Raw genomic sequence first — 15408 nt, forward strand, 5'->3', positions numbered from 1 at the left:
TCGATCAGCGCTCAGTGATTCCCCATCTGGTACTGCGAACACCGCGGAGGCGAAGATGCGCTTGCAACTTGACCTCTTCGGTCCAGTACGCGCTTGGCGAGGCGGCGACGAAGTAGTGCTGGGATCCGCCCAGCGCCGGACCCTGCTGGCCGTTCTGGCGTTCCAGGCGAACCAGGTCGTCACGCGTTCGGATCTCATCGACGCGATCTGGGGCGACAAGGCGCCGGCCAGCGCCAACGGCAGCATCTACACCTACGTCTCCTCCCTGCGCTCCGCTCTCGACCCCACCCGCACGCTGCGTGACGCCGCCACGGTTCTGGCTTCGAGTGGACCCGGCTACTGCCTTCGGGTCGAAGCCGAAGCGATCGACGTCGTCCGGTTCGAAAATCTCCGCGAAAAGGCTCGGCTGTGCCTGCGGGGACAAGACGTCACCGGCGCGCTCGCCGCCCTGGACGACGCGCTCGAGCTCTTCCAGGACGAGCCCATGGCCGGTCTGTCGGGTCCCTATGCCGAGACTCAGCGTGAGCGGCTGAAGGAACTGCGGCTCGAGGTCGTCGAACGCCGCGCCAAGATCATGCTCGACGCCGGCGAGCACCAGAAGGTCCTCGCCGAACTGGCGCCGGTCGCCGCCGCGTATCCGGTTCGAGAGGGCCTGCAGAGCCTCCATCTGCTCACGCTCTACCGCTGTGGGCAGCGCGACGAGGCGCTGGGCGCGTTCGAGCGGCTCCGTTCCGCCACGATCGACGAGCTCGGGGTCGAACCGGGCACCGACCTGACGGCACGATACGAGCAGATCCGCGCCGACGACCCGGCGCTGTGGCACGGACAGGTGACCGGACCGCCGGTGACCGCCACCCGGACGCCTCGTGCCAAAGCGCAGGAGTCCATCGTCGGCAGGCACTGCGAACTGGCGTCGATCCGGACCGCCGTGCGCGGGCTGGACGAGGGCCGTGGCTGCTCGTTCTGGCTCGAGGGCGAACCGGGCATCGGCAAGTCCGCACTGATCACCGCGGGTCTCGCGCAGGCCGGAGCCTGCGCGCCCGCGACCGCCGGCGCCGATCAGCTGGAGCAGCGCGGCCCGCTGCAGGTCGTGCTCGACTGCCTCGACGTCAAAGCGAACTCGGCCGACGCCCGCCGTCGTGAAGTGGCGCGTGCGGTCCGCACCATCGCCGCGGACGACGAAACCGCGGTGGCGGCGGCGATCGACCTCGTCGTCGAACTTGTCGCGGACCTGTGCCGTGAACGCCCCCTGATCCTCGTGATGGACGACCTCCAGTGGGCGGATCCGGCCAGTCTCGATGCCTGGAGACGGCTCGCGATCGAGACCCGGCGGCTTCCGATACTGCTGTTCGGTGTGAGCAGGCGTGTACCCGCCGATCACCGGCTCGACGCGGTCCGCGCCCAGATCGTCACGACGGGCACGCAGGTTCACAACCTCGCGCCGCTTTCGCAGGAAGAGACACACCTTCTCCTGGTCGAACTGACCGGCGACGTCCCTAGCCCGGCTCTGGTCGAACTCGCCCGCGGCGCGGCGGGGAATCCGCTCTTCGTCCGGGACCTCGTCAGTGCTCTTGGCGGGAACGAGCCGCCAGACGTGGTGACCGCGGAAGGTCGCACGATCGTTCCTCAGCCCGCCTTGGAGAGCATTGGCCGCCGTCTCGGCTTCCTCTCCGCCGCGGCCTCGGAATTGCTCCGGTGGGCGGCTCTGCTGGACCGGTTCTTCACACCCGACGACCTCGCGGCGGCGTTGGGGAGGCCGACGGCGGACTTCGATCACGTCATCGCCGAGGTGGAGGCGGCCGGTCTGGTGACCCGGGTCCGGGGCAGACTCACCTTCAGGCACCCTGTAGTCCGCGAGGCGCTCTACGCCAGGACCCCGACCGCGATCCGGCTGGCTCTGCACCGGCAACTGGCGGAAGCACTCGCCGACGTCGGCGCCCCTGTCGAACGCGTCGCGTTCCAACTGCTCGCCGCCCCGATCCCGGTCGACAAATGGTTCTGCGCCTGGCTGGCGCGCGAGGTCTACCAGCTGGCGCCACGATCACCTCTGGCGACGCTGCGGCTGCTCCAGCGGGTGACCACCTCCGGCGTGGTTCCCTTGGCGCTTCGTGAAGAGCTGGGGATCGCGACGGCGCGCATCAAATTCTGGCTCGAACGGGACCTGACCGCCGAGGCGAGCCAAGTAGCCGCCCGGACGAAGGACCCCGAGGTGCTGGCGGAGATTTGCTGGCTGCTCGCCTTCTCGCGTCTTCTCCGTGGCGGCGCTGATCAGACCCGGCAAGAGATCGAGGAGACGCTCGAGGCCGAAGGGGCATCCTCGGGCTGGCGTGCTCTCAACGAAGCCCTGCTCACGCGTGTCCAGACCGGCGGCTGGCCGGTGGACGGGAAACCCGCCGGCGAACCGCACCCGACCCTGATCCCGCCCCAGCGGACGATGCCGGCCCTCGACCCCGCGGAGTCCTACTGGCTCGGCCACTGGGACTCGCCACAGAAGGACCTCACCCGGCGGCTGCGCAGCGGGCTGACCCTCGCGCGGCACACCCTCGACCGTTCCGGCGCCCTGCGACGGCTCAGCGGCGTAACGGCGGTGATCGCCGCCCACCAGGGCAGGCCGGACGACGCGCGCACACACCTGATGTCCGTATGGGCCTCGGCTCCCGCCGGGGGGCCGGGTCAGGACGGCACGGACTTCATGCTGGTGGCCAACGCGATGCTCGCCGAGGCGGAGGACAGGCAGGCGGTGGCGTTCGACATGTTGTCGGGCCTGCTGGAGTTCGAGGACGAGGTGGCGTGCCCCTGGCTACCCGGTCTGGTGCGGATCGCGGTCGAGCTGGGTGAGTACGCGGAGGCGGAACTGGCGACGTCGCGGTGTGAAAACACATCGGAGCACCGAGCGGCCGCGCTCCGATGCCGGGCCGTCCTCGCCGGCGACCCGATGGCCGCGTTCGATGCGGCCGAGTACGTGCGGACGGCGGGAAACCGCTTCGGCGAGGCACAGGCCATGGAAGACGCCGCCGCTCTTCTCGCCGGGCGAGGCGAGACGGTCAAGGCCGAAGAGGCTTTACAGGTCGCGCTGAACGGCTACGGCGAGCTGGGTGCGCTCACTGACATCCGAAGAGCGAAACGGCGGTTCGTCCGCGGACGTGAGCGGGCGTGCCGATGAGCGAAGAACCTTTCAGGGTCCAGGCTCTCGGCCCGCTGCGTGCCTGGCTGGGCGACGACGAACTCAAGCTGGGGCCGGCCCGTCAACGTGCCGTGTTCGCCGCGCTGGCGACCCGTGCGGTGACACGGCCGATCAGCCGGGCCGACCTGATCCAGGCGGTTTGGGGTGACGCCGCGCCTGCCAGCGCGAACGGCAGCGTGCACACCTACATCTCGGGACTGCGCCGGATCCTCGAACCGAGCCGGACCCGCTGGTCCACCGACGGCCTGCTGGTGTCGGACTCCGCTGGGTACCGGCTCCGGCTCGCCCCCACCGCGCTCGACATCGGAGAGTTCGACAGGCTCCGTGAAACGGCCCGCGCGCAGTGGCAGGAGAATGACGCCGCCCACACGGTCGAAACGCTGGACCGCGCCCTGGCTTTGTGGAGCGGCGAGGCCCTGACCGGCGTCCCCGGCCCCCATGCCGAAGCCCTGCGCACCGGATTGGCCGAACAACGGATCGCCGCGCTCGAAATGCGGGCGGCCGGGTTGCTGGCCTTGGGGGCCCACGAGGATCTGGTCTCGGAGTTGACCGTCCTCGTCCGCGAGCATCCGCTGCGCGAGGCGCTTTGGCAGTCGCTGATGATCGCCCTGCACCGCAGTGGCCGGACCACGGAAGCGCTGGAAGCCTTCCGTACCGCCCGCGGGATCCTCCGCGACGAGCTGGGCATCCAACCGGGCCGGGAGCTCGCAGAGACCCACCAGCGCATTCTGACCAACGATCCGGAATTGCTTTCGACCACCGCGCCCACGGCGGTCGTCGAGACGCTGTCGGTGCTCCCCGGCCCCGTGATCCACGCCCTGGAGGCCCGCCGTACGACCCCGCCCGTCTGCCACGGCCGCGAAGAGGAAGTCGCCGTCCTCCAAGGTCTCGCCGAAGAAGCGCTGGGAGGCCGAGGCCGGACTGTGTGGATCGAAGGCGAGCCCGGCATCGGAAAGTCCGAAGTGCTCACCTGTGCGCTCGCGGACATCGGCGAGCGCGGCTGCCACGTCGCTTGGGCCGCGGCCAGTGAACTCGAGCAGCTGTTCCCGCTGCAGGTCGTCCTGGACTGCCTGGGGTTGGACGCGAAGCGCACCGAGTCGGAGTCGTCGGCGAGCGATACCGACCCGGTGGCCGCCACCGCCGACCGGATTCTCGCGCACGTCGACCGGCTGTGCGCCACCGCGCCGCTGGTGATGGTCATCGACGACCTCCAGTGGGCGGACGAGGCGAGCGTGCTCATGTGGAACCGGCTCTCCGCGGCCACGCGGCAGCTTCCGCTGCTGCTGATCGCCGCGTCCCGGCCCGTGCCGCGACGGGAAGAGCTGGTGCAGGCCCGTCAGGCGGCGGAGGCTCGCGGGCTGGAAGCGATCACGCTCGGGCCACTCGCCGTGTCCGCCGCCGAAGATCTCCTCGGCGACCTGATCGGCGCCCCTCCCGGCGACGAACTGCGCTCGCTCATCGCCAAGGCCTCGGGCAATCCGCTCTACCTCCGCGAGGTGACGAGCGCCCTGCTGAGGGAGGACGCGATCGAAGTCGTCGAGGGCGTCGCGCGTGTTCGAGAAGGCACTGACCTGAAAGCGCCGGAGTCGCTGCTCGACGCCGTCGCCCGGTCGTTGGCTCTGCTCGACGGGCTCAGCAGGGAGACGGTGCGCCGCGCGGCGGTGCTGGGAATGGAATTCGGCCTGGCACAGGTGGCCGCCACGATGGGCAAGATGCCGTCCGAACTGCTCGGTGTCTTCGAACAGGTGATGGAGATGCGGATCGTCGTGGATGCCGGGACGCAACTGGCGTTCCGGCATCCGATGCTCCGCTGGGCGCTGTACAACGAGATCCCCGAAGACATCCGGGCCGAATGGCATCGGCGGGCCGCCGAGGCGCTGGCGGGTATCGGTTCGGGTGTGGAACACATCGCCCAGCAACTCGTCGCCGTTCCGGCGGCGGTCGACGACTGGGTGATCGGCTGGCTTGCCGACCACCACGAGTCTCTTTCCAATCGCGCCCCCTCGATCGCCGCCGTCCTTCTGCACCGGGTACTGGACGAATGCCCGGCCGACGACCCTCGCCGGGAAGTACTGCTCTCCGCGTACGTCCTGGTCCTGTTCCGGCTCGATCAGGAGCCCTTCGACTTGGCGCAGGAAGCCATGCTCATCAGCCGTGACCCGGGACGGGCGGCGGAGATGCGCCATCTCGCGGCGGCGATGGCGCACCGACGCGGAGAGACGGACACCGCGACGACTCTGCTGGAGCGCAACGACTCCCCCGAAACCCCACCGATCTGGCGGGAGCGACGGCGTGCCCTGCTGGCGAACTTCGAACGCGGCACCCTCGATGATCTCGAAGAAGCCACCCGGAAGGCCCTGCGGTCCTACAGCCAAGCGCTCGCGGTAGGCGAGCCCTATCCGATCGGGCACGCGCTGCAAACGCTCTGGCTCGTCAAGTCGATCGAACGCGACCACGGCAGCGCGCTGCGCCATGTCGAGCACGCCATCGACGCCGTCGAAGGACACCAAGAGCACGCGGGGTTCTACTTCGATTTGCTCGACAACCGCCTTTTCACTCTGCAGAACCTCGATCGGCTGGACGAGGCGCGGACGACGCTGCGCACCGCGCAGCGCGCGGCGGCGAAGTACTCGCTTCCCCACGGGCTGCAGGTCTCTTCGGCGGTGCACGACTATTGGACCGGCGAATGGGACGACGCGCTGGCGGAGCTGGACACCGTCACCGAGGACGGGCCGGCGATCACCTTCCACGGCCACCGCGAGCCTGGCGCGGCCGCGCTGCTGCTGCACGGCGTCGCCGGTCTGATCCACGGCCGCCGCGGCGAAGCCGAACAGGCCGCGGCCCATCTCTACGCCGCCGAGGAGCACATCCCGGTCACCGACTCCGAGCGGGAGAGCTGCGACTTCCTCCTGGTCGCCCGCTCTCAACAGGCGGAACAGCAAGGCGACCCGGACCAGGCGGTCGCCCTCCTCAGCCCCATCATGGATCCCACGTACGCCGCGATGATGCTGCGTCATCAATGGCTTCCGTGGCTCATCCGGCTGGCTCTGGCGCAGGGCGGCGATCCGATCGCCGCCAAGGCTCTCGACGTTTGCCGGGAAGAGGCCGCGAAGGAGGTCATACCCGCGAGAGCGACCGCTGCCGCGCGATGGTGCGAAGCCCTCGTCTTCGGCGATCCGGAGCCTCTGCTCCAGGCCGTCGACCACTACGACAAGGTCGGCCGCCGGGTCGAACTGGCCTCGGCGCTGGGCGATGCCGCGGTTCTGCTCGCCGCGAACGGCAGACGGGACGAGGCGCAGGCCGCTGCGGACGACGCAGTCGCCGGGCTGGACCGGTTCGGCGCGCAATGGGACATCGGGGCACTCGAACAGCGGTTGCGGACGTACGGCATCGTTCCGGGCCGACCGGAAAGAACCGTCGCCGGGGCGGGTTGGTCCTCTTTGTCCGCGATGGAGCGCGTGATCGCGACCTTGGCGGGACAGGGCCGCTCGAACCCTGAGATCGCCACCGCGCTGGCGCTGCCCCGCCGCACCGTGCAGGCACATGTCACCCGCGTGCTCGCCGAACTCGGCTTGACGTCGCGCAACGAGCTCGCCGGGCTGTCCTGGGACACGCCGCTCAGACAGGTAGCTGGTTCTTCTCGATGACGCGCGCGTAGTAGCGGGCGCTGTCCTTGACCGTCCGGCGCAGTCCATCGGCGAAGTCGACCCTGACCAGGCCGAACCGCTGCGTGTACCCGAGCGACCATTCGAAGTTGTCCAGCAGCGACCAGACGACGTAGCCGCGTACGTCCGCCCCTGCGCGGATGGCGGCGAGGACCGCGTGCAGGTGGTCGTGGAGGTACCGTTCGCGCTCGCCGTCGCGGATCCGGCCGTCTTCCTCGACGCGGTCCTCGAAAGCCGCGCCGTTCTCCAGGACCTGCGTCGGCAGGCCGCCCGTGTGCTCGTGCAGCCAGACGAGAAGATCCGTCAGCGATCCGGGCGCCTGCTCCCACCCGAAGGACGTCAGCGGTCCTCGCGGCGAAGTCACGTCCATCCCACGCAGGCTCGGCAGTCCGCAGTTGCTCACGGCATCGGCGTCCTCCAGCGGGACCACCCTGGCCGGGGCGTAATAGTTGACCCCGAGCCAGTCCATCGGCTGGGCGATGGTCCCGAGATCACCGTCGTGGACGACCGACGTCCAGTCGAGGTGGCGGGAGTCGGCCAGGACATCCTCCGGATAGCCCCTTCCCAGGGCGGGGTCCAGGAAGAAGCGGTTGTGCAGGCCGTCGAACTTGCGCCTGGCTTCACGATGCCGCTCGTCGTCGACGTCGGCGAGCGCCGGGGCGAAGTTGAGCGCCAGACCGAACTCCTGCTCTTGCCGGGCGCCTGCCCGCAGCGCCTTCATGGCCAGGCCGTGGGCGAGCATCAGGTGGTGCGCGGCCCGCATCGCGAGCACCTCGTCGGTGCGGCCGGGAGCGTGCACACCGGTGCCGTAGCCGAGGAAAGCCGCGCAGAAGGGCTCGTTGACCGTCGTCCAGTGATCGACCCGGTCGCCGAGCAGCTCCTGGACCAGCGCGGCATAGTCGGCGAACCGGTAAGCCGTGTCCCTGGCAGGCCAGCCGCCTTCGTCCTCGAGTGCCTGCGGCAAATCCCAGTGATAGAGGGTCACCGACGGGGTGATCCCGCGGCTCAGCAGGGAGTCCACCATCCGGTCGTAGAAACCCAGACCGCGCGCCTCCAGGGTGCGCCCGTCGGGCATCACGCGCGGCCACGAGACCGAGAACCGGTACCAGGGCACGCCGATCCTGGTCAAAAGGGAGAAATCCTCTTCGTAGCGATGGAAGTGATCACAGGCCACGTCCGCGGTGTGCCCGGAGTGGATCTTGCCCTCGATCGCGGCGAAGGTATCCCAGACCGATCTGCCACGACCGTCCTCGGCGACGCCTCCCTCGATCTGGAAAGCGGAAGTCCCCGCCCCCCAACGGAAACCGGACGGGAATCGGTACGGCTGCGCGTCGTTCATCGCGTTCCTCTCATCGCTTGAAATCGGCGCTCGGCACGCCGCGAAGTGCTCCCTGGACCACGTGACGCGCCAGCAGGACGAACAGAGCGATCACCGGGATCACCCCGAGCGTGGCGCCGGTGAGCATCAGCGCGTAGTCGGTGTAGTAGCCGCTGGCGAGCGCCGACAGCGCCACCTGGACGGTAGGGCTGTCATGCGGGTCCAGGACGACGAGCGGGAAGAAGAAGTCGTTCCAGGCGGCCATGAACGTGAGCATCGCCAGAACGGCGGCCTGAGGCCGGATCGCGGGCAACGCGACATGCCAGTAGGCCCGCAGTATCGAGCAACCGTCCATGGTGGCCGCGTCGAGCAGTTCGGCGGGGATGGCTTCCTCGCAGGCCTGGCGCATCCAGAACACGCTGAACGCGCTCACCAGGCCCGGGACTATCACCGCCGGCAGTTCGCCGTACCAGCCGAGTTCGCTCACCACCATGTACAACGGGATGATCCCCAGCTGTGCGGGCACCATCACGGTACCGATCAGAAGGAGGAACAGGGTGTCGCGGCCCCGGAACCGCAATCTGGCGAAGGCGAACCCGGCGAGGCTCGCCAGCAGCACGTTGGACACCGTCAACGTGCCCGAGACGATCAGCGAGTTCTGCATCGCGAGCCAGAAATCGACCTTGTCGAAGACCTCGCGCACGTTGTCGAAGAGATGGCCACCCGGGACCAGGGGCGGGGTCCGCTCGGCGATCGCGGAACCGTCCTTGGTGGACACCACGAACGACCAGTAGAGCGGGAAGACCGAGCCGGCCACGACCGCCAGCAGCGCGCCGTAGACGAGAAAGCCGGGCCGACGGCGTCGTTCCACCATCACGACCTCCCCGGGAGCCGGCGGGCGAGGACGACGCAGGCCGCCGCGAGCGCGGCGCAGACGAGAAACACCACCCACGCGATCGCGGCCGCGTAACCGGCGTCGAACTGCCCGAACCCCTTCTCGTACAGGTACATCACGATGGTCTGGAACTGCCGGTCGTCGCCGCCGGTGCCCGCCACGCCGTTGGTGTCGAACAACTGCGGTTCGACGAACAGCTGCATTCCGCCGATGGCCGAGACGATCGCGGTGAACAGGATCGTGGGACGGATCGCCGGCAGCGTGACGGAGAAGAACTGCCGCAGCCGGGAGGCCCCGTCGAGCTCCGCGGCTTCGTACAGTTCGGCGGGCACACTCTGCATCGCCGCCAGGTAGAGCAGCGCGTTGTAGCCCGCCCAGCGCCAGACGACGATCAGGGCGATCGCCGCCTGAGCGGACCAGCCTTGTGCGTGCCAGTCGAGCCGTGGCGCACCGACGAGGCCGAGCAGCCAGTTGACGACACCGAAATCGCGTCCGAACAGCTGCCCGAACACCAAGGCGACCGCGGCCACCGAAACCACGTTCGGCAACAGGACCGCCGATCGCCAGAAGGTCTTGGCACGCAGCGGACGGTCGAGCAGGGCGGCGATGCCGAGCGCGAGCACGATCTGCGGCACCGTGGCCAGCAGCAGCAACGTGAGCGTGTTGCCGAGCGCGTTGTAGAACTTGGGGTCGCCGAAAAGCTCGAAGTAGTTGTCCAGCGCGACGAAACCTTCGTCACCGTTGATCAACTGCCAGTCGTGCAGCGACACCCAGAGCGTGTAGAGCAGCGGGAACAGCCCGAACACCGTGAAGAGCGCGAAGAAGGGCATGACCATGAGGAACGGCGTGACCCGCCGATCCCATCGAGCCGAGACCCTCCGGTCACGAAGCCGCAGCACGGGCTTCCGTGACCGCTTGATCCCAAGCCGCGTCGAGTGTCTGCTTGCCTGATTCCACCCGGCCCAGTGCGGTACCGAACGTCGGACGCACTTTGGCGTCCTTCAAGCCGCGGTAGTTGGGCTTCAGGCTGTCGGCCGACGCGGCGTAGATCCGGCCGATGGGCGCTCCGCTGAAGTACGGGTCGGTTTTCGAGAGAACCTCCGGCGCGCCGTAGGCGGCCGGTTCGCTGGGCAGAATGTTGGACTCGGTGAACAGCCGCACCTCCTGCGCCGGCTCTGTCAGCCATTTCGCGAGGTCGTAGGCCTCACGTTGATGCTTGCTCTGGGTGGGCACGGTCAGGAACGAGCCACCGTTGTTGCCACCCCCACCGGGCACCGCCGCGACATCCCATTTGCCCGCGTTCTCCGGGCCTCCCGCTTCCTGGATCTGAGTGAGCATCCACGCCGGGCACGCGATGGTGGCGAAGGAGCCCTGCTTGATGGCGACGTTCCACGGCTGGGTGAACGGGGTCACCCGCGCGGTCTGTCCCTTCGCGCCTATCTGTCCCGCGATCGTGAACGCCCGGCGCAGGGCGGGGTTCCGGTCCGCGATGAACGAGTCGTCCTTGGCGGAGAAGAAGTTCTCCGGCGACTGATTCAGCACGGCGGTGTAGATGCCGCCCGCGGAATCGGCGAACTTGGCCGAAGAGACCTTGGCGGAGAACAGATCCCCGATCTTGGCGTAGTCCTCCCAGGTCGGCCACAACGCGGCCACCGCGGCGCGCTCGGTCGGCAGTCCCGCCTGGGCGAAGTAGTCTTTGCGGAAGCACATGGCGAGGCCGCCCATGTCCGTGCCGAGGCCCATCACGACGCGGCCGCTGTCCGCGAGCCCCTGTTCCCACTTCCACTGTGGCCATTGGGCACGCAGACCGCCCGCCCCGAAGCCGTTCAGGTCGACGAACTTGTCCGCGGACTGCCGGAACTGCGGCATGTACTGCTCTTCGATCGCGACCACGTCGGCCGCACCACGCCCCGCCGCCAACTGTGTGGCGATGGCCTTGTGATGGGCTTCGAAGTCCGCGACCCGGTTCTGAATCCGAATCCCGGGGTGCGCCGCCTCGTACTCTTTGAGAAGGGAGTCGTAACCGAACTCGCCGAAGGTGGCGATGCTCAGTTCGATCCCCTGGTCCTCGGCGGGAGCGCACCCGGCGCCCACCAGGCCTGTCAGGGCGGCGATCACGAGCAGACTCTTGCGCAAACCGGAAGCCATTCCGATCCTTCCTGTCAGGACGTCAACCATGACGCCACCCGAAAAGAGCTTCAGATCACCCCGGCGCGCATCGCGTAGGCGACCGCATGTGGGCGGTTCCGCAGGTTCAGGCGATTGGTCAGCCCGTAGATCACGTTTTTCACGGTTCGCTCCGAGTAGCAGAGCTTGTCCGCGATCTCGACGGTGTCGTGACCTTCGGCCATCAGTCGCAGGACGTCGACTTCACGCGGCGTCAGACCGGAGGAGTCCAGACCCTGTGAGGCGACTGCCTCGCACTGGAGCCGACGAGCACCGTCGAGCAGCCTTCCAAGAAGATCCGCGGGCAGGAAACCGCGTCCGGGCACGACGGACAGGATCGTCTCGACCAAGCGATCTCCGGAGGTCTGTGCCCGGGCGAGCACCGCCACCACCCGGCATTCGACCGCGGCCAGGATGTCGTTCTCCCGCAGCTCACCCGTGACGAGCACCTTGGGGACCTGCGCCGTGACGGCGTCGCCCCGAAGATCGGTGGCCATGTGCTGGGTTATCCGGTCCGCGTGGACGACCAGGACGTCCCGTTCGGTCAGTTCGCTTCGGTCGACGACCGCCAGCTCGGGACGGCTTCGCAGGAAACTGGTCAGACCCACTTGCATGATCGTGTCGGTCGCCTGCACCGCGACACGTACCGGTTCCGTCATGTGTCCTCCCGAGCTCGGTACCCAGTGAGCCATGAGGATGTGGAACCGGACTTCACGATCTCTCAATGCCCAGGCCAGCCTCCCCCCGACGGGTGGGAAGTCACGAAGAGTGCCCGTTCGCACCCGGTGAGCGACCGTGCGCCGCCGCGGGGCTTACTGAGACCAGGCGAACGTGCGGGGTCGCGCATCGCGGCACAACAGACCTGATCAAGATGTCCGTTTTGCGCACTTCAAACTGTTCAATGGAACCACCCAGTGCCGGCGAGTAGGAAGTTCGCGCCGTAAGTCCGTATCGGTAGCCGGCCGTTTGCGCCTGAGCCGGGCCGTAAGATGCAGGCGGGCCCTTGACCGCCCTTCGGGACGATCCTCGAGACAACGGCGCCCGACGTGAGCACCTTGCCTGATTTTGCCCGGGCGTCGTGAGTGGCAAAGGTCGTTCTAACCCTCATTTTCACTCACGACCCCCTCGGCACAACGTCCCTTGTGGACATTCCTGTCACCTCCACACATCTCACCCGATGAAGGACGCTCTACCCGCGTCGCATGCGGTGAAAGGCCTCTGACGCAGAACCGCCTAGCGGTAGCCGGAACTCACCGCGTTTCGCGGCCCTTCGCCTTGTTCACTCGGCCGGAAGCCAACCCGTCGAGCAGGCCACGGAGCCCCAGGGCGAAGATGTCGTCAGCCTCGTTCGCCAAGTCCTTCTCCTCACCGTCGAACCACCACGACGCACCGGATGCGGATTCTTCGCCGAAGAGGTTCGCCACCAGCCCTCGGACAAGCCCGTGCAGCAGAAGGTGGTAGCGCAAGACCGCCACAGGATCCGCCCCCCGGCCGATCAGCTCACACTTGACGTACTCCTTGTATTCGACCATCGGAGACACCGATCGCAACGCGTCGAGACCAAGCCGCGCCAACCACGGATGCCGCCGATAGGCCCTCCAGAGCGACTGTGCCGCCGACTCGAGCCGGGACCTCCCGTGGGGAGCGTCGTCGACTGGCACGACCCCCGCCAATGCGGTTTCCGCCATCAGGACGACCAGCTCGGATCTACCCTTCACGTGGTGGTAGATCGACATCGCCGCACCGTGCAACCGGTCCGCGATAGCTCGCATGGACACCGCGTCCAGTCCATCGGCATCCGCGATCTCGATCGCGGCGCGAACGATTCTTTCCCGGGGATTGCCTCGCGCGACCCTGTCTCCGGGCCCACCCGCGACAACGGTGCCCGAACCGGCGATGCCTTCGACCAACCCCTCCGCACGGAGAATGGACAGGGCCTTGGTGGCGGTGGCATGCGCCACCTGCCACTCGACCTCGATCTTCCGGATCGATGGCACCCGATCACCTGGCTTCAGCTCGCCGTCATCGATGCGACGGCGAATCTGCGCGGCTATCATACCCGAGATCGTTCTCGCCGTCGTTTCTCTCTGTTGACGCAAGACACTCCCATGGACCAGGAACGAACGAGTACGCACCACACACTGCATTTGCCGGCGACCCAGGCAAAGCGGTTTCCGGGAGGTCGGGTACGAAAGGGCAGAAGTTTAGGCGACCGACATAGCGGCAGGTTGTCCACGGCGAAACACAAGCGTGACGAGTCAAGGGCCATAAGTCACAGGTCTTCTGCCTCGACAAGAACGGAGCCGCCCGGAAGATTGGAATATACCCAACTTTTCCGGCAACATCGAAACCCGTTCTCACGACGAATCATCCGACAGGCCTGTTCATGAGCGATTTGAAAGCCGCCAGACCACGCTGCAAACGCAAATCACGATCCGGGGATTCCTGCAAGGGCATAGTCAGCTATTCAGCGCCCCTGCGCCAGTATGCGCCCTCCTGCCGGCAGCACATGGCCCCCGAGGAGCGGGAAGCTTTCGACAAAGACCCTCTGTGGAACTCGATCGGGCAGGTGATCTGGCTGCTCCGGCAGGCCGAACGAAACCACCTGCCTCCGTTGCGGACGATCGAAGTGGCCAGCGCGATGCGGATCCACCAGACGCGCGCATCCGAACTGCTCAACGACCTGGAACGACTCCGGCGGGTCAGCGCGAGGAAGAAGGGCCGCCAGGTCTCTTGGTCGATCGGTCCGGGTGAACTGTGATCATGGTTCCCCGGGGTCGGGGCGGGTAGGCACGGCGTTTCCCGTTCAGCGCGCCTCCACTTCAGGGCCGGAGCAGCAGCAGGAGTGGATCGCCCTCACTCTCACGCACTTTGGACAGTCCTTCCGCGACGCGCGCTAGGGGAAGGATCGAACTTATCGACGCCGAGACGTCCAGCCGCCCACGCTCGGCGAGTTCCACCAGATCCCGCAGATGACGAACTCGGTACCCGGTGTGGCCGACGATGGTTCGGCCTTCCTCGGCGCCGGAAGGAAGATTTTCGACCGGCCCCTCCGAAGCTGCTTTCACCAGAACCAGACGGCCCCGTTCACCGAGAACGGCATTCGCTTGCCCGAACGTCGACTCGCGCCCGACGAAATCGAACGCCACGTCCAGACCCCGGCCCCTCGTGATTTCCCCTATATAAGAGGCAACTCGTTTGTTCGCCGGGTCGAGAGCGACGTCCGCACCCCATTCGAGTGCCCGCTCACGGACCTCCGGACTGCCGTCAAGGGCGATGATCGGCGAAGCCCCACAGATCCGGGCCACCTGGACCAAATGGGCGCCGTGCCCGCCCGAACTCCAAACGCCGACGGCTTCGGCGGGTCGCAGCCGCGCCGTGTCGATGGCACCGTACGGAATGGACACCGCCCCGCACAGAACAGCAGCGTGCTCCAGCGGAACGGCGTCGGGGACAGCGACCAACGCGGTCGCGGAGGTGACCAGGTACTCGGCCCACGCACCGTCGTAGTGCACAGCCATCAGCTGAAGATCGGAACACCTGTCCGATCCGAGTCCTTCCCGGCACTCGGGACAGTCGTGACACTCCCGGCCGGCCGCGACGACGACCCGGTCACCGGGCGCCCACGACCGCACGTCTTCCCCGACCGCCGCGACAACGCCGGCCGCTTCATGTCCCGGCGTGTAGACCGGCATCCGAGGCTGGACCGCACTGTCGATACGGGCCAAATCGGATCGGCAGACGCCGCAGACAGCGACTTTGACCACGACTTCGTCCCGCTGCGGCGCCGGAAACGGCACGTCCATCAGTTCCAGTTTCCCCGCAACGGAATCGAAGCGGACCGCGCGCATCGTAGCGGGCAATCCGTGCTGGATGATCATGGATTTCATCGGCCGATCGCGCCGTGCACACCAATACTCGCCAAGTTCACCGATACTCCCCCTTCGGTGTCACGCGGAGCTGACGGATCCGAAGCCGTCGCAGGCAGCGCGAACGTGCCGATAAACCCTAGGGCAAGGAGCGAACCCTCGGATTTGAAGGCACCGTAACACAGGGAAGCCCTTTCGGCACCGGCCGACGCCCGGCGAACAACGGTTCACGCCGACCATCGAAACGGCGGCCTGCTCCTTGGGTCGGGGTGCCTAGGAGCAGACCTCCGCCGCTTCGCATTCGGAAGAGA

Annotated in this window: 10 protein-coding genes; 3 read left to right on the forward strand and 7 right to left on the reverse strand. The window is 67.5% G+C overall.

Features of this window, described 5'->3' with window-relative positions; translation table 11 throughout:
* The first annotated feature begins 55 nt into the window (after window positions 1–55).
* Together AORI_RS68350 and AORI_RS68355 are read left to right on the forward strand one after the other, a co-directional pair.
* On the forward strand, window positions 56–3163 hold the full coding sequence (locus tag AORI_RS68350) for an ATP-binding protein (protein WP_051552918.1): 3108 nt from the start codon (window positions 56–58) through the stop codon (window positions 3161–3163).
* Complete coding sequence (locus AORI_RS68355; protein WP_046200019.1) at window positions 3160–6831, forward strand: ATP-binding protein; 3672 nt, start codon at window positions 3160–3162, stop codon at window positions 6829–6831. The genes AORI_RS68350 and AORI_RS68355 overlap by 4 nt, the downstream gene beginning before the upstream one ends.
* Here AORI_RS68355 and AORI_RS68360 read toward each other — a convergent pair.
* The 6 genes from AORI_RS68360 to AORI_RS68385 form a co-directional block, all read right to left on the reverse strand.
* Window positions 6803–8188, reverse strand: a complete 1386-nt coding sequence (locus AORI_RS68360) for a GH1 family beta-glucosidase (protein WP_016335796.1) — start codon at window positions 8186–8188, stop codon at window positions 6803–6805. The genes AORI_RS68355 and AORI_RS68360 overlap by 29 nt on opposite strands.
* Window positions 8189–8198: 10 nt before the next feature.
* Window positions 8199–9041, reverse strand: a complete 843-nt coding sequence (locus tag AORI_RS68365) for a carbohydrate ABC transporter permease (RefSeq protein ID WP_016335797.1) — start codon at window positions 9039–9041, stop codon at window positions 8199–8201.
* Entirely contained in the window at window positions 9041–9898 is an 858-nt protein-coding gene (locus tag AORI_RS68370; RefSeq protein ID WP_016335798.1) for a carbohydrate ABC transporter permease, read from the reverse strand. Before AORI_RS68370 ends, AORI_RS68365 begins: the two co-directional genes overlap by 1 nt.
* 46 nt (window positions 9899–9944) lie before the next feature.
* Window positions 9945–11210 carry an ABC transporter substrate-binding protein gene (locus AORI_RS68375; RefSeq protein ID WP_016335799.1) on the reverse strand — a complete coding sequence of 422 codons (1266 nt, stop codon included), beginning with the start codon at window positions 11208–11210 and terminating at the stop codon, window positions 9945–9947.
* A 50-nt stretch (window positions 11211–11260) separates the two neighbouring features.
* A complete protein-coding gene (locus tag AORI_RS68380; protein WP_016335800.1) occupies window positions 11261–11887 on the reverse strand; it encodes a helix-turn-helix transcriptional regulator in 627 nt (208 codons plus the stop codon).
* 591 nt (window positions 11888–12478) lie between these two features.
* Entirely contained in the window at window positions 12479–13285 is an 807-nt protein-coding gene (locus AORI_RS68385; protein WP_016335801.1) for a GntR family transcriptional regulator, read from the reverse strand.
* Window positions 13286–13614: 329 nt separating this feature from the next.
* Between AORI_RS68385 and AORI_RS68390 the strand changes: the two genes are divergently transcribed.
* Complete coding sequence (locus AORI_RS68390; protein WP_228688201.1) at window positions 13615–13989, forward strand: hypothetical protein; 375 nt, start codon at window positions 13615–13617, stop codon at window positions 13987–13989.
* A 61-nt stretch (window positions 13990–14050) separates the two neighbouring features.
* On the opposite strand, the gene AORI_RS68395 is transcribed toward AORI_RS68390, so the two are convergent.
* Window positions 14051–15118, reverse strand: a complete 1068-nt coding sequence (locus tag AORI_RS68395; protein WP_228688202.1) for an alcohol dehydrogenase catalytic domain-containing protein — start codon at window positions 15116–15118, stop codon at window positions 14051–14053.
* Window positions 15119–15408 lie beyond the last annotated feature (290 nt).

The sequence above is a fragment of the Amycolatopsis keratiniphila genome (genome assembly GCF_000400635.2).
GTDB lineage: Bacteria > Actinomycetota > Actinomycetes > Mycobacteriales > Pseudonocardiaceae > Amycolatopsis > Amycolatopsis keratiniphila.